This window comes from Comamonas sp. 17RB, from assembly GCF_030056555.1.
Classification (GTDB): Bacteria; Pseudomonadota; Gammaproteobacteria; order Burkholderiales; family Burkholderiaceae_C; genus Comamonas; species Comamonas terrigena.
The window spans coordinates 51,472-70,864 of record NZ_JASHHY010000009.1 but is presented as its reverse complement, the minus strand read 5'-3'; the positions used below and the strand labels follow the sequence as shown (position 1 = coordinate 70,864).

The 19,393-nt window shown below is 67.4% G+C and carries 13 protein-coding genes; 7 read left to right on the top strand and 6 right to left on the bottom strand.

All coding sequences use genetic code 11. The features are described 5' to 3' along the window. Window positions 1–59: 59 nt before the first annotated feature. On the bottom strand, window positions 60–1,133 hold the full coding sequence (locus QM470_RS16590) for a TraB/GumN family protein (protein WP_283340014.1): 1,074 nt from the start codon (window positions 1,131–1,133) through the stop codon (window positions 60–62). A gap of 22 nt (window positions 1,134–1,155) precedes the next feature. After that, window positions 1,156–2,205 (bottom strand): fumarylacetoacetate hydrolase family protein, encoded by a 1,050-nt coding sequence (locus QM470_RS16585; protein ID WP_066541209.1) that lies wholly within the window; start codon window positions 2,203–2,205, stop codon window positions 1,156–1,158. Between the two features lie 88 nt (window positions 2,206–2,293). Between QM470_RS16585 and QM470_RS16580 the strand changes: the two genes are divergently transcribed. The 5 genes from QM470_RS16580 to QM470_RS16560 all read left to right on the top strand — a co-directional run bounded on the left by QM470_RS16580 (window position 2,294) and on the right by QM470_RS16560 (window position 9,751). Then, entirely contained in the window at window positions 2,294–3,109 is an 816-nt protein-coding gene (locus tag QM470_RS16580) for an IclR family transcriptional regulator (RefSeq protein WP_283340013.1), read from the top strand. An 11-nt stretch (window positions 3,110–3,120) separates the two neighbouring features. Continuing rightward, window positions 3,121–4,251: a DUF3108 domain-containing protein gene (locus tag QM470_RS16575; RefSeq protein ID WP_283340012.1), complete on the top strand. Its 1,131-nt coding sequence runs from the start codon at window positions 3,121–3,123 to the stop codon at window positions 4,249–4,251. Window positions 4,252–4,405: 154 nt separating this feature from the next. Then, on the top strand, window positions 4,406–4,702 hold the full coding sequence (locus tag QM470_RS16570) for a BTH_I0359 family protein (RefSeq protein WP_066541219.1): 297 nt from the start codon (window positions 4,406–4,408) through the stop codon (window positions 4,700–4,702). A 206-nt stretch (window positions 4,703–4,908) separates the two neighbouring features. Continuing rightward, window positions 4,909–7,050, top strand: a complete 2,142-nt coding sequence (locus tag QM470_RS16565; protein ID WP_283340011.1) for a TonB-dependent receptor family protein — start codon at window positions 4,909–4,911, stop codon at window positions 7,048–7,050. Between the two features lie 523 nt (window positions 7,051–7,573). Continuing rightward, window positions 7,574–9,751 carry a c-type cytochrome gene (locus tag QM470_RS16560; protein WP_283340010.1) on the top strand — a complete coding sequence of 726 codons (2,178 nt, stop codon included), beginning with the start codon at window positions 7,574–7,576 and terminating at the stop codon, window positions 9,749–9,751. 148 nt (window positions 9,752–9,899) lie between these two features. Here QM470_RS16560 and QM470_RS16555 read toward each other — a convergent pair whose 3' ends face one another. The 4 genes from QM470_RS16555 to QM470_RS16540 all read right to left on the bottom strand — a co-directional run bounded on the left by QM470_RS16555 (window position 9,900) and on the right by QM470_RS16540 (window position 17,450). Beyond that, a complete protein-coding gene (locus QM470_RS16555) occupies window positions 9,900–10,967 on the bottom strand; it encodes an AbrB family transcriptional regulator (protein ID WP_066541222.1) in 1,068 nt (355 codons plus the stop codon). A gap of 236 nt (window positions 10,968–11,203) precedes the next feature. Next, window positions 11,204–11,749, bottom strand: coding sequence for a hemerythrin domain-containing protein (locus tag QM470_RS16550; protein ID WP_283340009.1), 546 nt, complete (start codon window positions 11,747–11,749; stop codon window positions 11,204–11,206). Between the two features lie 135 nt (window positions 11,750–11,884). Next, a complete protein-coding gene (locus tag QM470_RS16545) occupies window positions 11,885–14,365 on the bottom strand; it encodes an adenosylcobalamin-dependent ribonucleoside-diphosphate reductase (protein ID WP_279997901.1) in 2,481 nt (826 codons plus the stop codon). 391 nt (window positions 14,366–14,756) lie between these two features. Then, entirely contained in the window at window positions 14,757–17,450 is a 2,694-nt protein-coding gene (locus QM470_RS16540) for a sensor domain-containing protein (RefSeq protein ID WP_283340008.1), read from the bottom strand. 97 nt (window positions 17,451–17,547) lie between these two features. Between QM470_RS16540 and purU the strand changes: the two genes are divergently transcribed. After that, window positions 17,548–18,396, top strand: coding sequence for a formyltetrahydrofolate deformylase (gene purU / locus QM470_RS16535; RefSeq protein ID WP_066541228.1), 849 nt, complete (start codon window positions 17,548–17,550; stop codon window positions 18,394–18,396). Window positions 18,397–18,406: 10 nt separating this feature from the next. Beyond that, entirely contained in the window at window positions 18,407–19,345 is a 939-nt protein-coding gene (locus QM470_RS16530) for a LysR substrate-binding domain-containing protein (protein ID WP_280013529.1), read from the top strand. The last annotated feature ends 48 nt before the right edge of the window (window positions 19,346–19,393 follow it).

Here is a 19,393-nt window from a genome sequence, read left to right as displayed (position 1 = left end):
AAGCCGCTCTGGTCTCCATGCTGCCGCAATCCGCGCGGGCCCGTCGCCCGCGCTTGCCGCTATTGCGCGGGCGCCTTTTTTGCGCCAGAAGCACCAGCAGCGCCCGCAGCGCCGCCCAGCGTCCTGCTGCCCCATGCCACCGGCTGCACGTCAAAGCCCTGGGCCGCCAGCAGCGCAGGCAGGCCTTGGGGGCCGACCAGGTGCATGGCGCCCACGGCCACAAACAGGGTGTGGCCGGCACGCAGCTGCTCGGCAACGGCGCGGGCCATGCCCGGGTTGCGGCCGTCGATCAGGCGGGCGTAATCGGCGCGCTCCTCCGCCGTGTTCAGGCAGTTGCACCACTGCGGATAGCGTTCGAGCTGGCGCACATCGCCATCGGCCCAGGCCTGTACCAGGCGCGCCAGTTGCTGTGACGCATCTGCGCGCTCCAGCTGGCGCAAGCCGCTGTCCACGCTGCGTTGCACTTCGGCCGGGTCATCGGACACCAGCTCACGCAGCTGGGTTTCCGGGGTTTCCAGCCCGATCACCGGCTTGCCCTGGGCATGGGCCGCACCGGCCAGCACCAGGTCCACCCCCAGTTGCGGATCCAGGCCCTGGTGGCGGCCCACCATGGTCAGCAGCGTCACCAGCTGGGCCTCGGGCCGCAGCGGGGCCAGGGCCTCGGGCATGCAGGCCGCCTGCAGCTGCCGGTCCAGGCGTTGCTGCAGCGCCGGCGGCAGCGGCGGTGCCCCCTTGCGGGCGCGCAGGCCTTCGGTCAAGGCCTGGAGCACGGCCGGGTCCAGCAGGTTCAGCTCCAGCGCCAAGCGGTCCACGCCCATCAGCGCCCGGATGGTGCGGGGACCGGGCATCATCCACTCGAGCTTGTTGACGTGGATGGTGCCGTACAGCCAGCTGGTGCGGCCTTCATGCTCCAGCTTCCAGAGCATGCCGCGGTCGCGCGCATGGCGCTGCAACAGCACCAGCTCCTGCTGGCTGGGCGCCACCAGCGTGGGCGGGCAGCCCTGCGCCGCGGGGGCCGGTTTGCCGGACGGGGGCGCAGCAGCCTGTGCCAGCCCCCAGCCTGCGCCCCATGCCAGCAGCGCGGCCGCCATGCGGCGCTTCCAGGGGGACCGCATCGGGTTGCCGTGTTGCATGCGGTGTAGCTTCCTTTCGGGCTTATTCGTCATCGGCACCATCACCCCGATCAGCACCGGGCGGCACCACGTTCTGGTCGATGGCACCAAACAGGCTGGCCCCGTCCTTGCCCTTCATCTCGATGCGGATGGTGTCGCCGAACTTCATGAATTCGGTCTGCGGCGCCCCGTCCTGGATGGTTTCGATGCAGCGCTTCTCGGCAATGCAGCTGTAGCCCTTGGGCCATTCCATGCGCTTGGCCTTGCCCTTGCCGGTTTCCACCCCGGGGTTGCTGACCGTGCCGCTGCCGATGATGGAGCCGGCCCGCACATTGCGCGTCTTGCAGATGTGGGCAATCAGCTGGCCGAAGTGGAAGGTCATGTCCTCACCGGCATCGCACATGCCCACCTTGCGGCCGTTCCAGGTGGATTGCAGCGTCAGGTGCAGGCGGCCGTTCTTCCAGCTGTCGCCCAGCTCGTCCAGCGTCACCGCCACCGGGCTGAAGGCCGTGGCCGGCTTGGCCTGGAAGAAACCAAAGCCCTTGGCCAGCTCGTTGGGAATGAGGTTGCGCAGGCTCACATCGTTGGCCAGCATCACCAGGCGGATACCGTCCAGCGCCTGGGCCGGCGTGCTGCCCATGGGCACATCGGTGGTGACCACGGCGATTTCGGCTTCGAAGTCGATGCCCATGGCCTCGCTGGGCACCACGATGTCGTCGCACGGGCCGATGAAATCATCGCTGCCGCCCTGGTACATCAGCGGGTCGGTGTAGAAGTTGGCCGGCACCTCCGCATTGCGCGCCTTGCGCACCAGCTCCACATGGTTGATGTACGCCGAGCCGTCGGCCCATTGGTAGGCGCGCGGCAGCGGCGCCATGCACTGCTGCGGGTCGAACGGAAAGGCATGCGGGGCCTTGCCGTGGTTGAGCTGGTGGTAGAGGTCCTGCAGCTGCGGGGCCAGAAAGGCCCAGTCATCAAGCACCTGCTGCATCCGGCTGGCGATGCCGGTCGCATAATGGGCCAGCCGCAGATCGCGCGAGACGACGACCAGTTGGCCGTCACGGGAACCATCTTTGTAGGTGGCGAGTTTCATTGGCCTGTGCCTCCATGCCGCAGACCGCTGCGGTCTGCCAGAATTACGTTCAGTGAAATGGATTTAACTAAACAAAAATTCTAGTGCAATGGACAAGGAACGCGCGGGCATCCAATCGGTGGAAGTTGGCTTCACCCTGCTGCAGGCACTGGCCGGCGCAGGCGGCGCGCTGATGCTCAAGGACCTGGCGGGCGCCGCTGGCATGAGTGCCGCCAAGGCCCACCGCTACCTGGTGAGCTTTTTGCGCCTGGACCTGGTGGTGCAGGACGCACGCGGCCGCTACGACCTGGGCCCCGCCGCCCTGCACCTGGGCCTGGCCACGCTGCAGCGCCAGGACCCGGTACGCCTGGCCCGCGAACGCCTGCCGGCACTGCAGGCGCAGATTCCGCACACCCTGGCCCTGGCCGTCTGGGGCAACCACGGCCCCACACTGGTGCACTGGGAGCCCAGCCCCCAGGCCCTGGTGGTCCATCTGCGCCTGGGCGACGTGATGCCCTTGCTCAGCTCTGCCACCGGCCGCTGCTTTGCCGCCTGGATGCCCCCCGCCCTCACCGCGCCGCTGCTGGCCGCCGAACTGCAGCAGGCCTGCAGCAGCGCACGCAGCGACCTCCCCCGCACCGACGCCGCACTGCAGCAGCTGCTGGCCGGCGTGCGCCAGCAGGGCTGCGCCCGCGTGATCGACACCCTGCTGCCGGGCACTGCGGCGTTCTGCGCCCCGGTGTTCAACGCCAGCGGCCATCTGGCACTGGGCATCCTCAGCCTGGGAGCCACGGCCTGTTTCGACGCCGCCTGGGGCGGCAGCGTGCACAACCCGCTGCAGTCCATGGCGCAGCAGCTGTCGCACGACCTCGGCCACCGCGCCACGGCGTCGCCCGTGCCGCCTACGCCCACGGCGGCCGGTTGAAAGGTCCGAGCATGCGCCGCCGCATCCTGGTGATTCTGCTGCTGACCGTGGCGGTGGGCGCCGCCCACTGGTGGCTGCTGAACGATCTGCCCTGGGGGCAGACCACCGCCAAAGCCCCCACCCCCGACGCTGCGCCGGTGTTCGACACCCGCAGCATTGCACCGCCCCCACCTCCCCCACCTCCGCCGCCGCCTCCCAAGCCCACCCCGGCGCCCAAGCCACGCCCTCCGGCACCCGCCCCCCAGCCCGCTCCACCGCCTGCGCCGGAACCCGTGCCGGACCCCGCACCGGAGCCGGTGGCAGCGCCAGTGCCGGATCCTGCGGTGAACGCGGCTGCAACCGATCCCGCGCCCGCCGAAGCCCCGCCCACCACGCCCGCTCCGGCGGACGACGAAGACAACGAGGACAGCGCCAGCCCCCAGCCGGGCACCACCAATGCCCCGCCCCAGGGCATCAGCCTGCGCGCCGCCCCCGGCCAGCCACGGCAGACCGATCTGGCCTACCAGGCGCCTCCGGCCCAGCTGCTGGTGTTCCAGGTGCAGGGCCAGGTCAAGGGCTTCAGCTACAGCGCCAGCGCCAGGCTGCGGTGGCAGCCCCAGGGCCCGTCCTACCAGGCCAGCCAGGAGATCAGTGCCTTTCTGCTGGGCACACGCTCCCAGGCCAGCCGCGGGCAGATCACCGCCGGCGGCCTGCAGCCCGACCGTTTTGAAGACCGGGCGCGCAAGAAGCTGCGCGCCGCCAGCATGGACTGGGTCGCCGGCCTGGCCCGTTTCGAGCCTGAAGCCCCGCTGGCCCACATTGCCCCCGGCACGCAGGACCGGCTCAGCGTGTTCCTGCAACTGGCCGGCCTGCTGGCCGCCGCACCGCAGCGCTACCCCGCCGGCGCTGAAATCACCCTGCCCACGGCCAGCACCAAGGCCGTGGAACCCTGGACCTTCCAGATGCACGGCGCCGAGCCACTGGAGCTGCCGGGCGGCGCGCTGGACACGCTGCGCCTTGAACGCCTGCCGCGCAACGGCCGCGACCAGAAAGCCGAAATCTGGCTGGCCCCGGCACTGGGCTATCTGCCGGTGCGCATCCGGCTGAGCGAAAGCAACGGCGACTACGCCGACCTGCGGCTGCAATCCCACAGCAGCCCTTGAATACCGCCCACAAGGGTGTTGCCGATGCGCCCTGCGCGCCAGGGCATTTCCATGGAATACTGGGCCTGTGACGACCGGACCAAGGGACTCCCCCTTGAAACCGCCGCCACGGCGGCCATCTAGAGCCTGCAACAGGCAACAGGAGGTGCTATTTATGCAAATGCTTTACGACTCGGATTCCTTTGTGGTCCTGCACATGCAGCCCGAGCTGGAGACACCCTCCGCCATCACCCTCGCCGACGGCAAGACCCCGGCACCTCCCATGCCCCGCCACGGCTTCGAGATCGTGGACAAACGCTCGGGCAAGGAGGTCTACCTGGACGGCTCCTGGGCCGAGATGTTTCAGAAAGTCATCCTGGAGTGGCAGCGTGAATCGCCCACCCAGGAAGAAGTCGAGGACACGCTGGAGTTGTATTCCGGCCTGGCCCAGAACCCGGTGCTGGTGCACTGAACCCTGATTCCACCTCCCCCAAGGCCGCACCAGCGGCCTTTTTTATGCCCGGCACCCGGCCTGCTGCCAAGGCACCGACCCTGTCCGCAACGCGTTTATCGCGGGCAACGTCTGCACACAAGACCAAGGGTTACTACCATGAAGGCAGCGGCAAGCGGCCCGCCTGGGGTTCGCAGGCATGGCGCGGTGCCCACCCTGACTCCCCCATGCACCTCACCACGTCCCCCTCCCTGATTGCGGCCGCCTGCACCCTGTGCTGCGCCGCTGCCTCCGCCCAGACCACGCCCCCGACCGCAGACGCGGTCATGGCCACCACCGAAGTGCGCTCTGCGGCCGGCAGCCCCAGCCTGCAGGCCCTGCCCACCTCCGCCACTGTGCTCGACGGCGAAGCCCTGCGCGACCGCCAGCTGCAGGTCAATCTGTCCGAAAGCCTGGCCAGCGTACCCGGCCTGCAGATCAAGAACCGCCAGAACTACGCCCAGGATCTGCAGCTGTCGGTGCGCGGCTACGGTGCGCGCTCCACCTTCGGCCTGCGCGGCGTGCGCCTGTATGTGGACGGCATTCCCGCCACCATGCCCGACGGCCAGGGTTCGCTCTCGCACATCGACATTGCCAGCCTGGAACGCGTGGAAGTGCTGCGCGGCCCGTATTCGGCGCTGTACGGCAACTCGGCCGGCGGCGTGGTCAGCATGTACACCGAAACCCCGACCGGCGCACCCAGCGTGGAAGGTGGCTTCGCCGTGGGCAGCAACGGCCAGAAGCGCCTGTCGGCCAAGGCCAGCGGCCAGACGGCCCAGGGCCTGAGCTATGTGCTCAGCGCCAGCCGCTTTCTCACCGACGGCTACCGCGACCACAGCGCTGCCGACCGCAACATCGCCAATGCCAAGCTGAGCACCGCCATCGGGGACGACGCGCAGCTGACCATCGTCGCCAACACCATGGAGTCGGATGCGCAGGACCCGCAGGGCCTGACCTGGAAGCAGTACCAGGCCGACCCGCGCCGCGCCTCCTACCGCGCCGACAACGGCCAGGCCGTGGCCGAGCTGTACAACACCCGCAAGTCGCTGAAGCAGACCCAGGTGGGAGCCACCTACGAACGCCGCCTGGACGCCGTGCACAGCATTGCATTGACCGCCTATGCCGGCCACCGCTCCATGGCGCAGTACCAGTCCATCCCCAGCACCACGCAAGCAGCCGCCGGCCATGCCGGAGGCGTGATCGACATGTCGCGCGACTACGCCGGCGTGGATGCCCGCTGGACCGGCAAGTTCAGCGAGGCCCCGATTCCCGTCACGGTGACGGCCGGTCTGGCCATGGACTATGTGCAGGAAGACCGCCAGGGTTACAACAGCTTCACCGGCAGCGCTGCCGCCCCCACGCAGCTGGGCGTGAAGGGCGCGCTGCGCCGCGACGAGAAGAACACCGTCACCAACATCGACCCCTATGTGCAGGCCACCTGGACGCTGGCCCCCCGCTGGAACCTGGACACCGGCCTGCGCTACAGCCGCGTGAAGTTCGAATCGGATGACCGCTACATCGTGGCCGGCAACCCGGACGATTCGGGCGATGTGACCCACCGCAAGGCCCTGCCGGTGGTGTCGCTGTCGCACCAGCTGACGCCGGACCAGACGTTGTACGCCAGCGTGGGCCGCGGCTTCGAGACGCCGACCTTTGCCGAACTGTCCTACCGCCCCGACAGCATCGGCGGCCTGAACCTGGGCCTGCAGCCCAGCGTCAGCACCCAGTACGAAGTGGGCTACCGCCAGCGCCTGAACGGCGCGCTGAAGGGCAGCTGGAGCGCCGCGCTGTTCCAGTCCCGCACCAGCGACGAAATCGTGACCGCCGCCTCGGCCAACGGCCGCACCAGCTACCGCAATGCCGGCGATACCCGCCGCCAGGGCGTGGAACTGCAGGGCGACCTGCGCCTGACGCCGCAGCTGCAGCTGCAGGCCGCCTACACCTACCTGGACGCGACGTTCCGCCAGGCATCGGGCACTGCCGCAGCCGGCAATTTCCTGCCCGGCCTGGCCAAGCAGCACCTGTGGCTGGGGCTGGACTACCGCATCACCCCCGAATGGACGGTGGGCGTGTCCGCCGAGCACATGGGCAAGGTGTTCGTGAACGACGCCAACAGCGAAGCCGCTCCCAGCTACACCGTGGCCGCCGCCAGCGTGGGCTACCGCAAGGTCATGGGCCCCTGGACCCTGCGTGCCTTTGCCCGTGTGGACAACCTGTTTGACCGCCAGTACGTGGGCTCGGTCATCGTCAACGACGGCAACAGCCGCTACTACGAAGGCGCCCCCGGCCGCAACTGGAGCACCGGCATGAACCTGGCCTACAGCTTCTGAGCCTGCGCCGCCTTCCAGCCACTGCACATGGCCACAGTCCCGATCCCGGGGCTGTGGCTTTTTTCATGGCGCCCGTATTTACCGGGATACCGGTCGGCACGCCCGTGCCCAATAATCATTGGGATATTCAAACAGGTATTATTTATTTTCTTAAATCAGAATAATTAACCAAACATTAAGCATGCAATTTTTCTGAGAATATCGCTGCACCAATCGCCTTATTCTCGCGCCGACTGCCGATAATCGGGAGCGATACGCCTTCACTCTTCATAGCACGCCAAGCACAGCCCTGTTGCATCCACACTGAATTCGGTGCCTCCAGCGCGCCCTCCGAAGCCACCCACAGCACAACCTGCCATTAGCACGGCGAGGTGTTGATGCCCTGGGTGGCTGATTTTCATGGCACGTGAAAAATGCATTATTTGGCTGATGCACATCAACGTGGCAACGCATGATTTTATTTTTATGACATGCAGTGAAGGCAATATCACCCCACCACCTTATCCCGCGTGGAGAAAATGGCATGAAAATCACCTACAAATATGGCCTTGTCCCCCTGGCCGCCGTACTGGGCGTGTGCTGGCACCTGGCCACCGCCGCCGTGCAGGAACACGCCCCCGCCCCTGCACCCCAGGTCATTGACGACCTGCCCGCCGATTACGCCGCCGACCTGACGGCCGAGCAGCGCACCCTGGTGGAGCGTGGCCGCTATGTGGCCCGTCTGGGCGACTGCGTGGCCTGCCACACCGGCAGCAAGACCGCCCCCATGGCCGGCGGTCTGGCGCTGGAGACGCCTTTCGGCAAGCTCTATTCCACCAACATCACGCCCGACAAGGCCACCGGCATGGGCGGCTACAGCTTTGCGCAGTTCGACCGCGCCATGCGCAAGGGCGTGGCGGCCGACGGCCGCAACCTCTACCCGGCCATGCCCTACCCCTCCTACGCCAAGATGACGGAGGACGACATGCAGGCCCTGTATGCCTACCTGATGCAAGGCGTGACGCCAGTGCAGGCGGCCAACCAGCCGTCGGAGATGGGCCTCCCCTTCAACCAGCGCTGGGGCCTGTCGCTGTGGAACTGGCTGTTCCTGGACGACACCCCCTTCCAGCCTCAGGCCGGCCAGAGCGCCGAATGGAACCGCGGTGCCTACCTGGTCCAGGGCCTGGGCCATTGCGGCGCCTGCCACACCCCGCGCGGCATCGCCTTCCAGGAAAAGACCATGAGCGGCGAAGGTCCGAACGGACCGCTGTTCCTGGCCGGTGAAACCGTGGAAGGCTGGCGCGCACTGAGCCTGCGCGACCTGTGGACGCCCCAGGAAACGGCCGAGCTGCTGAAGACCGGGCGCAACCGCCATGGCTCGGTCTCCGGCAACATGGTGGACGTGGTGCAGCACAGCACCCAGTACATGAGCGACGGCGATCTGCTGGCCATAGGCACCTACCTCAAGGCCCTGCCGGCCGGCAAGAACGACCTGCCCATGCAGGTAGCCCAGGGCCCGGCGCCGGTGATCGCCATTCCCGCACGCAGCGTGGGCAGCACCGAGGCGCTGGCCACCACGGCCGCCGCGCACTACAACGTGCCGGCCGATCTGTACCGCACCCGCGGTGGCCTGGGCTATCTGCAGTTCTGCGCGGACTGCCACCGCTCGGACGGCGCGGGCGTGGACGGCATCTTCCCGCCGCTGGCCGGCAACCGCTCGCTGCAGTCGGACAACGCCAGCACGCTGATCCATATCATGCTGACCGGCTGGACCACCCCCGTGACCCAGGCCCACAGCCGCCCGCTGACCATGCCGGCCTTCGCCCAGCTGGGCAACCAGGAGATTGCCGACATCCTGAACTTCACCCGCCGCAACTGGGGCCGCAAGGATGCGCCCGAGGTCCAGGCCAAGGACGTGCAGTCGCTGCGCAAGACGCTGGACGCCAAGGGCGAGAACAGCCGCCCCTTCGAAACCCCGCGCCTGGCCAGCATGCTGGACGAGAAGAACGCCGACCAGCTGGTCTATGGCGCGCGCCTGAACATCGAAACGCGGGACCTGCTGCCCAAGAACGTGGGCAATGCGCTGAACTGCGCCAGCTGCCACCTGAACGCAGGCACCGTGGCCGACGGCTCGCCCTACATCGGCATCTCGGCCTTCTTCCCCAGCTACGCGCCGCGCGCCGGCCGGGTGATCACGCTGGAAGACCGCATCAACGGCTGCTTCCTGCGTTCCATGAATGGCAAGCCGCTGCCGCTGGATTCGGACGAGATGAAGGCCATGGTCGCGCTGTTCGACTGGATGCGCAACGAAACCAAGCCCGAAGACAAGGTAGAAGGCCGGGGCGTGGGCAAGATCAGCCAGCAGATCATCCCGAATGCGGAAAACGGCAAGCAGATCTACACCCAGCAGTGCGCGCTGTGCCACGGCGCCGACGGCGAAGGCATCAAGAACGCCAAGGGCCAGTGGGTCTATCCGCCGCTGTGGGGCGATGAGTCCTTCAACATCGGCGCCGGCCTGGCCCGCACCTATACCGCCGCCGCCTTTGTGAAGCGCAACATGCCCATCGCCTTCCACGGCAACTTCCCGCTGGGCCAGGGCGGCCTCTCCGACCAGGACGCCGTGGACGTGGCCGAGTACTTCAGCCACCAGCCGCGCCCGGACTTTGCCCCCAAGCTCAAGGACTGGCCCAACGGCAAGAAGCCTGCCGATGCACGGTACTGATTAGCACATCGGATCCATCCGGTACCGCCCATGTCCGCATGGGCTTCCCGCCGCACAGCCTTCGGGCTGCTGCGGCTTTTTTGCGCCCCGGGCGGCGCCAGATCCTCCCGCGAAGCGCGGTATTCGGCCCCGCGGAGCTCACAAGGCCTCAGTGCTGCGGATACAGACGCCGGTACATCGGCGCCACCAGCAGCAGCACGGCAATCAGGCGGCACACCTGAAAGGCGGTGACCACCGGCACCCCCAGCTGCAGCACCTTGGCGGTGATGGCCATCTCGGCAATGCCGCCGGGGGAGGTGCCCAGCACCAGCGTGACCCAGGGCAGGCCCGTAGCCCAGTGCAGCAGCCAGGCAAAGCCGGCACACACCACCATCAGGCCCACCGTGCCCACGGCGACCGACCCCAACCACTGTGGTGCGGCACGCAGGAATTCCCGCCGAAAGCGCACGCCCAGACTGACCCCGATCACCAGCTGCGCGGCATTCACCCAGCTGACCGGCAGCGCTGACAGCTGTACATCGGCCACCGTCAGCCCCACGGACACGCCCAGCGCCCCCAGGAACCAGGGGTTGGGCCGGCCGGTGCGCTGCATCAGCGCCACCCCGCACAGCGTCAATCCCGCCAGCAGCGCCAGGCCCAGAGGTTGCACGGTGCGGATGGCGGCCGGCATCAGGTCGGGCAGTGGCTGCGCGCCCAGCCACTGCAAGGCAAACGGAATGCTGACCGTGACGATCACCAGCCGCAGACTGTGGCTGGCGGCCACCAGGTCGGTGCGGGCATGTTCGCGTTCAGCCAGCAAGGTCATCTCGGACGCCGCGCCAATGGCCCCGGCAAAGTAAGCCGTGGCGCGCAGCTGCGGCGCCGGCACCTGGGGCATGCGTGCGGCATTGTGCCGGTACAGCCAGGCGCTGAAAGCCCAGCCCAGCAGCAGCGCCCAGACAATGCCCAGGCCGATGGCCCACCACAGGCTGCCCACCATGCGCGCCACCTGGGGCGTGAAGTACAGGCCCAGCGCCGTGCCCATGGTCCACTGGCCCAGGTTGCGCAGCACGTTCCAGCTGACCGTGGGGGCGCCGGTCATGGAACACAGGGCCGTGGCCAGCAGGGGCCCGATCATCCAGGGCAGCGGGGTGTGCAGCGCCGTGCACAGCAGTGCGGCGGCCCAGGCCAGGGCCAGGGTCAGCGCCGCGCGGGTCGCAAAATTCAGTCGGGGCATGGAAGGTAGGCGGGGCGAAAAGCAGCCCCGGCGCAGGGCGTGCATGCCCAGGCATGCAGCGCGCGGGGTGGCGAAAGCAACAAAGCGCCCAGTATCACCGGCTTGTGCGCTGCAGCAAATTTTCCGCCGGATTGCTCTCTAGCGCCTGCACCCTGGTTACAAGCCGCTCTCAAAACCGAAGTACGCGGCCCCTGCCCTGTCGCATGTGCAGCAGGGCGGGCCCTGCACGGTGGGGTTCAGCCCCCGCGACGCGACGCCATTTCACGGCCCATGGCCTGCTGGCCCGCCGCGTCCACCAGTTGCCGGGCCGCGGGGTAGACCTGCCCTTCCTCGTGCCAGATATGGTCGGCATACAGACCCGCAAAGCGCTGCAGCAGCGCCTGGTCCGCCGCCGAAAAAGCCTGTTCCCCCCCACCGGCCAGGGCCTGCAGCGGCACGCGGGCCTGGGCCCAGCAGGCGGCCATGGCCACATGGTCGCGCTGCAGCTGGCGCACCACGGCCTGGGTGCCGGCGTCGGTACCGGGCTGCAGCAAGGGCGGGAAGATGTGCAGCTCCTCGTCCTCATGGTGCAGGGGCGCGGCCACATCGAAATAGCGCAGCACATCGCGCGCGGCCTGGCGGGCGCTGTCGTCCACGCCCTGTTCGGCCAGGTAGGTCTGCAGGCGCTGCAGCAGATCCAGGGTGCGCTGCACCCGCTCATGGCAGGCGCCCAGCATCTCGAACGGCTGGTCAAAGCCCGCACCGGGGGAGCGCAGGCCGGGCAGGGCCACACGGCTGGTCATGGGTTCATCCTTCGGGGCGGTTGCAATCCGCCGCTGTCCGCCATGGTGCACAAAAAAAAGGCGGCTGCATTGATGCAAGCCGCCGTTCGTGTCGACAAGCCCACTGCGCGCAGGGGCTTCACCGCGGGCCCGGGCTTAGCCGCAGCTGCCCAGGTGGCCGCAGGAGGTGCAGTATTCGCAGCCATCCTTGCGGATCATGGCGTGGGCACCGCATTCGGGGCACTTCTTGCCGGCCATCAGCTGGGCACCGGCCTTGTCGCTGTGCTGCTCGTGCACGCTGGGGGTCACGGCTTCCTGCGCATCGGTCAGCGCCAGTTGCAGCTGCTCGGGCGAGCGGGCGCGCTCGGCCAGGATCTGCTGGATGGCGTAGGCGATGGCCGCCACTTCCGAGTCGTGCCACATGGGCACGCGGGCGCCGTCGGGGCGCTCGAACGTGCCCAGACGCACCGGGCCGCGATCCCAGACCACCTTGCGCATGTCTTCCAGCGCACGCTCCAGGAAGCCTCCGCGTGCAGCCAGCGACAGCAGGCGCATGCTGGAGGTGATCCACTGCTGCGATTCGCCGTTCTGGCCCACGGGCATGAAGAACTCGATGGCACGGTCCACGGTACCGCCTTCGGGGCGTTCCACGGGCAGGAAAGAGACGATCAGGTACAGGCGCTTCTGGCCTTCCTGGGTCCAGTACTCGATCTTGTCGGTCACGGCCGACAGCGAGCCCTTGGGACGGCTTTCGATCACCGTGCGCATGGGGTCGATCACGACCTGCACTTCTTCCTTGGCGGGAGCGGCAGCCGGCTTGGCTTCTTCCTTGGGCTTGGTGGTTTCCAGCACCGCACCCAGGATGGAGTTGGGACGGTAGGTGGCACAGCCCTTGAGGCCGGCCTTCCAGGCGCCCAGGTACAGGTTCTTGAAGTCCTCGAAGGGGTAGTCTTCGGGGATGTTCACGGTCTTGGAGATCGAGGTGTCGATGAAGGGCTGCACCACCTGCATCATGGCGATGTGGTCGGCCGCGCTCATCTCCAGGGCCGATACGAAGTACTCGGGCAGCTGGCTCACGTCACCGCCCATGGCCTTGTACAGGCGCCAGGCGTGGTCTTCCACCGTGTACTCGCTGGTGGAGCCGTCGGCCTCGCGCTTGCGGCGGGTGTAGGTCCAGGAGAACGGCGGCTCGATACCGTTGGAGGCATTGTCGGCAAAGGCCAGCGACACCGTGCCCGTGGGCGCGATGGACAGCAGGTGGCTGTTGCGGATGCCATGCTTCTTGATGGCGTCCTGCAGGGCCTTGGGCAGGCGGCTGGCGAACGTGCCGGCCTTCAGATAGCCCTTGGCGTCAAACTTGGGGAAGGCGCCCTTTTCCTTGGCCAGCTCCACCGAAGCGGCGTAGGCGGCGTTGCGCATCACTTCGGTAATGCGGGCGCCCATGTCGCGGCCTTCGGGGCTGTCATAGCGCAGCTTCAGCATGCACAGGGTGTTGCCCATGCCGGTAAAGCCCACGCCGATGCGGCGCTTGGCCATGGCTTCGTCGCGCTGCTGGGGCAGCGGCCAGAAGGTGGCATCCAGCACGTTGTCCAGCATGCGCACTTCGGTGGCGACCACTTCTTCGAAGGCGGCAAAGTCGAACTCGGCCGTGCCGTGGATGCCGAAGGGGTTCTTGACGAAGCGCGTCAGGATGATGGGACCCAGGTCGCAGCAACCGTAGGACGGCAGGGGCTGCTCGCCACAGGGGTTGGTGGCGTTGATGGTTTCGCAATACGACAGGTTGTTGTCGGTATTGATGTTGTCGATGAACAGGATGCCGGGTTCGGCGAAGTCGTAGGCCGACTTCATGATGCTGTCCCACATGGCGCGGGCCTTGACGGTCTTGTAGACCCACTGGCCATCGGCACGCTGGTGGGCGCCCTTGGCGATCAGGCCGGCACCGGGCTTGGCGCCATGCACCAGTTCCCAGTCGGCGTCCTGCTCGACGGCCTGCATGAAGCCGCCGGTCACGCCCACGGACACGTTGAAGTTGTTCCAGCGGCCCGGGGTGCGCTTGGCCGTGATGAATTCCTGCACATCGGGGTGGTCGATGCGCAGCACGCCCATCTGGGCACCACGGCGGGCACCGGCCGACTCCACGGTGGAGCAGGACTGGTCGAACACATTGATGTAGCTGCAGGGGCCGGAAGCCATAGAGGCCGTGCCCTTGACCTCGGCACCGCGGGGGCGGATGCGCGAGAAGTCATAGCCCACACCACCGCCGCGGCGCATGGTTTCGGCGGCTTCGCGCAGCGCTTCGTAGATGCCGGGGAAGCCCTCGTCGTCCACACCCTGGATGCAATCGCCCACGGGCTGCACGAAGCAGTTGATCAGCGTGGCCTGGATGTTGGTGCCCGCGGCACTCATGATGCGGCCGGCGCCGATGCCGCCGGCACGCAGGTTCTGCAGGAAACGGGCTTCCTGCGCGGCGCGCTGGTCTTCGTTCTCGACCGAGGCCAGCGAACGGGCCACACGGCGGAACAGGTCTTCCATGCCGGATTCACCGGCCTTGAGGTACTTTTCCTTCAGCACATCCAGGCTGATGGGTTGTTCCGTCAAACCGTTTTGTGCAGCCACGTTCATGTCTTCGCGCTTCATTGTTTCTCACACCCTTTAGGGGATCTGCAAGCCCGGGGCCTGCAGCGATTGCCAAACCAAAATAACCGTCAAATTCTGTCCATCATGCCCCAAGTTTTGGGCGCCTACATCTGCGAATCCATACAGGGCGCAGGGGCCGTTTCCGGCCGCCCTGTACCATTTCCGCAACGCAGCGGCGCAGCCTGCTCACAGCGGAGCACGCGGGGCAAACAAGGGGGAATGAACGAGAAAAAGCCCTGCATCCGGCCTGCTGAAGGCAGCAGGGGGCAAGGCTTGAAATGATGCCGCTATTGTGCCGCTGTTTGACCTGCCGCGGGCCAGTGCCCCGGCATGTCCCGAGGAATGCGCGCGCATGTCGGCCGTCACATACGCGCGCCTTTTTTTCTGGTATTTACGGGCTGTCCGTGCGGGGATCGGCGGCCGTCAGCGCCACCGGCTGGCCGGCATGGCCGCCCATGCGCGCCGCCCCGCTGCTGCAGGCCAGCAGCGTCGCGAACTCGGCCGCAGGCACAGGCTTGCTGCACAGATAGCCCTGGAAGGCATCGCAGCCGTTGCTGCGCAGAAAGTCCAGCTGCTGCACGGTTTCCACCCCTTCGGCCAGCACCTGCAGGTCCAGGCTGCGGCCCATGGCGATGATGGCCCGGCTGATGGCCATGTCGTCGCCGTTGTGCGGGATGTCGCGGATGAAACCCTGGTCGATCTTGAGCACATCGATGGGAAAGCGCTTGAGGTGGGCCAGCGACGAGTAACCGGTGCCGAAGTCGTCGATCGCCAGGCGCACACCCAGCTCGCGCAGCTTGCGCAGCACGGCCAGGGCTTCGTCCGGCCGCTCGGCCAGCGCGCTTTCGGTGATCTCCAGCTCCAGCGCCTGGGCGCTGTAGCCCGAGCTTTGCAGGGCCCGGGCGGTGCAGCCGGCCACATCGGTCAGCAGGAACTGGTGCGGCGACACGTTCACCGCCACCGACACCTCCGGCAGGCCCTGCATGCGCCAGGCCTGCGCCTGGCGGCAGGCTTCGTGGATCACCCACTCGCCCAGCGGACCGATCAGGCCCGAGCTTTCCGCCACCGGAATGAAGCGCGCCGGGGAAATGAAGCCTTCCTGCGGATCGTTCCAGCGCAGCAGGGCTTCGGCACCCACGATGCGGCCGCTGGCAATGTCCACCTGCGGCTGGTAGTACAGCTGCATCTGCCCCAGGCCCATGGCCAGGCGCAGCTTGGCTTCCAGTGCAATGCGCTCGCGCGCGGAAGCCGTCATGCCTTCGTCGTAGAAGCACCAGGCGCTGCTTTCGCCCCGGCCTTCCTTGGCGCCATACACGGCGGCGTGCGCCCCCTGCAACAGGGAGGCCGTGGTGTCGGCATGTTCCGGGAACATGCAGATGCCGGCGCTGACGCTGACCACCACCGCAAAGCCATCCGGGGAATGCCAGGGCTGGGCGGCGGCCCGGATCAGGCGCTCGGCGATTTCTTCCGCGTCGCCATGGCCGTGCAGCTCGCGGGCCAGCACGATGATTTCATCGCCCGCCATGCGGCCGATCATGTCGCCGGGGCGCAGCGCGCCCTGCACCTGGCGGGCAATGTGCTTGAGCACCTCGTCCCCCACCAGGTGGCCATAGCTGTCGTTCACGTCCTTGAACCGGTCCAAGTTCAGCAGCAGCACCGCCATCTGCTCGCTGCTCTGGCGGGCCTGCTGCACCGCACGCTCCAGCTCCTGGCCGAACCAGGAGCGGTTGGACAGGCCGGTCAGCGGGTCCTTGTGGGCCAGGAACTCCAGCCGCTGCTGCTGCGCCTTCTCCTCGGAGATGTCGGTGAACATGCAGACATAGTGGGTGACGGCGCCCTGGGCATCGTGCACGGCGCTCAGCGACATGCGCTCCGGGAAGATGTCGCCGTTCTTGCGGCGGTTCCAGATCTCGCCCCGCCAGTGGCCCGTCTGGTTCAGCGACTGCCACATGCCCTGGTAGAACGCCTGGCCGTGGCGCCCGGACTTGAAGGCGCGCGGCGTGCGCCCCAGCAGCTCTTGCTCGGTATAGCCCAGCAGGCGGGTGAACGCGGGGTTCACCGACAGGATGTGGCTTTGCGAATCCGTCACCACCACGCCTTCCATGGTGTTGTCCACCACGGTGGCGGCCAGGCGCAGGCGGTCCTGCTCCCGGCGGTGTTCGGTCTGGTCGGTGAAGATGCCGGAAAACCGCAGCACCCTGCCCTGGGCATCCAGGTGGCGCGTGCCGCGCGCCTGGAACCAGCGGTATTCGCCATCGAAGCAGCGCACCCGCGCCGTCACTTCAAACAAGTCCCCGGTCTGCAACGCCTGGGCCACGGCACGGTGCACCTGCTCGCGGTCTTCGGGGTGCAGCAGCTCCTTGAAGCGCACGTCATGCGCCAGGTCCTTGCCGGTGTAGCGCAGCATGGCCGCCACCCCATCGGAGAAGGTGTAGCGGCGGCGTTCCATGTCCCAGTCCCACATGCCGCTGCCGCTGCCGTCCAGGGCCAGGCGCAGCTGCTGGGTGCTGTAGTCCATGGCCTGGCGGGCAGCTTCGATCTCGCTCAGGTCCTGCAGCACATGCACCAGCATGGGCGTGCCGTGGTTGTTGCGCACCACCGCCACCGTGCACAGCACCGTGGCACTGCGGCCGGTTTCGGCGTTGCGCACCGTGCGCTGGTTCTGGTAATGGTCGATCTCGCCGTTCAGCAGGCGGCGCATCTGTTCCTGCGCTTCGCTTTCATCGCCGGACGGCGCCAGCACGCGGAAGTCCCGCAGTGCCAGCTCCTGCAGCGTCAGGCCCAGCATGCGGCACAGCCGGCCGTTGGCCCACTGCACATGGCCGGTTCCGGGCTCCACGCGGGCAATGCCCACAGGCGCATGGCGCACGATGTGGAAGAACTCCTGCATGGTGGCCACGCGCGCGGCCTCGGCACGCATCATGCGCCGCACCTGCCAGGCGGCAAGCAAGCCGGTGATGAAGACAAAGATATAGGTCTTCCAGCGCAGCAGCCCTGGCAAGGCCACCGGATCGTCCACCCAATGCGGGGCCAGCACCTCGGCCGCCCCGAACCAGAGCAGGCCGAATGCCACATAAAAAGCCATGGCCCGCCACGGGGCCAGTTGCGGGACAGAGCCCTCTTGCTGCATGTATTACCTCAATCCCTGGCTTGCCCCAGCTTGCTGCGACAATTGCAGGGCTATGACCCAAGCCTATATTCTTACTCTCTCGTGCCCCGACCGCCGCGGCCTGGTGCATGCTGTCTCCGGCTTTCTGCTGGAACAGGGCGCCAACATCGAAGAGGCTGCCCAATACAACGACAACGCCACCGGGCTGTTTTTCATGCGCGTGCAGTTCGCCTGCGACAGCCAGGACATGCAGACGCTGAAGGCCGCCACCGCCGAAATGGCCGAGCCCTTCCAGATGCAATGGAGCCTGCACGCCCGCTCTGAAGCCATGAAAACCGTGATCATGGTCAGCAAGGAAGGCCACTGCCTGAACGACCTGCTGTTCCGCTGGAAGTCCGGCCTGCTGCCCGTGGACATCCGCGCCATCATCAGCAACCACCGCGAGTTCTACCAACTTGCAGCCAGTTACAACATTCCCTTCCACTACATCCCCGTGACCGCGGCCACCAAAGCCCAGGCCGAAGCACGCCAGATGGAAATTATCGAGGCGGAAGGCGCAGAACTGGTGGTGCTGGCACGATACATGCAAGTCCTGTCGGATAATTTGTGTCAAAAGTTGTCTGGCCGTGCTATCAACATCCACCACAGCTTCCTGCCCAGCTTCAAGGGTGCCAAGCCCTACTACCAGGCCCACGACCGGGGCGTGAAGCTGATCGGAGCCACCGCTCACTACGTGACGGCGCACCTGGATGAAGGCCCCATCATCGAGCAGGACGTGGCCCGTGCCGACCACACCGACACCGTGGAAGACCTGACCGCCCGCGGCCGCGACACCGAAAGCCAGGTGCTGGCCCGTGCCGTGAAGTGGCACAGCGAACACCGCGTGATCCTCAACGGCACCAAGACCGTCGTTTTCCGCTGACACCCGGCCCATGGTCTCGCCCGCCTCGAAACCGCCACAGCTGCCGGTGACCACGCCGCCGCAGGCCTTCTTCAACAGCAGTGCGGCGCGGCGGATTCCGCCCATCCAGTGCCTGCTGACCTTCGAGGCCCTGGCGCGCCTGCGCAGCGTGACGCAGACGGCCGAGGAGCTGTGCGTCACGCCCAGCGCCGTCAGCCACCGCGTCAAGCAGCTGGAGCAGACCCTGGGCACCCGCCTGTTCGGGCGGGCCGACTTTTCGCTGACCACCGACGGTAGCGCCTACCTGGCCCAGGTGCGCGAAGGCCTGGGCGCGCTGCAGCGTTTTCCCGGCGCCAGCATGCCCACGGGGCGGCGGCGGCTCAAGCTGGCCGTCACGCCCACGTTTGCACGCTGCATCCTGATTCCCCGGCTGAGCCAGTTCACCGCCGCCTACCCCGAGATCGACCTGACCCTGCAGGTGGCCATCCCGCTGCTGGACGTGGTGGCCGAAGACGCCGACCTGATGGTGCGCTACGGCCCCGGCCACTACGCCGACGTGGAGCACATGGAAATCGCCCGCGATGTGCTGACCCCGCTGGCATCGCCCGCCTTCGTGCGCGATTACGGCCCTTTCGACACCCCGGCCGATCTGGAAGACGTGCCCCTGCTGCGCAGCCCGCTGGAACCCTGGCGCACCTGGCTGGACGCCGCCGGCCTGGACTGGCCCGAGCCCTCCGAAGGCTCGCAGTTCAACGACATCGGCCTGCTGTGCGACGCTGCGGCGGCCGGCATGGGCGTGGCGCCGGTACGGCTCAAGCTGGGCGCGCCCTGGCTGGACAGCGGCGCGCTGGTGCGCCTGTTCGACCTGGAAGTGCCCAGCCCCCATGCCCACTACCTGTGCTGGCGCACCGGCACCATGGACCGCTGGGAATGCGCGGCCTTTGCAGAATGGGTCAGCAAGGCCATCTGAGGCGCTGCGCCACGCGGTGAAGCCCGACCGGCCGCCAGACAGGCGCAT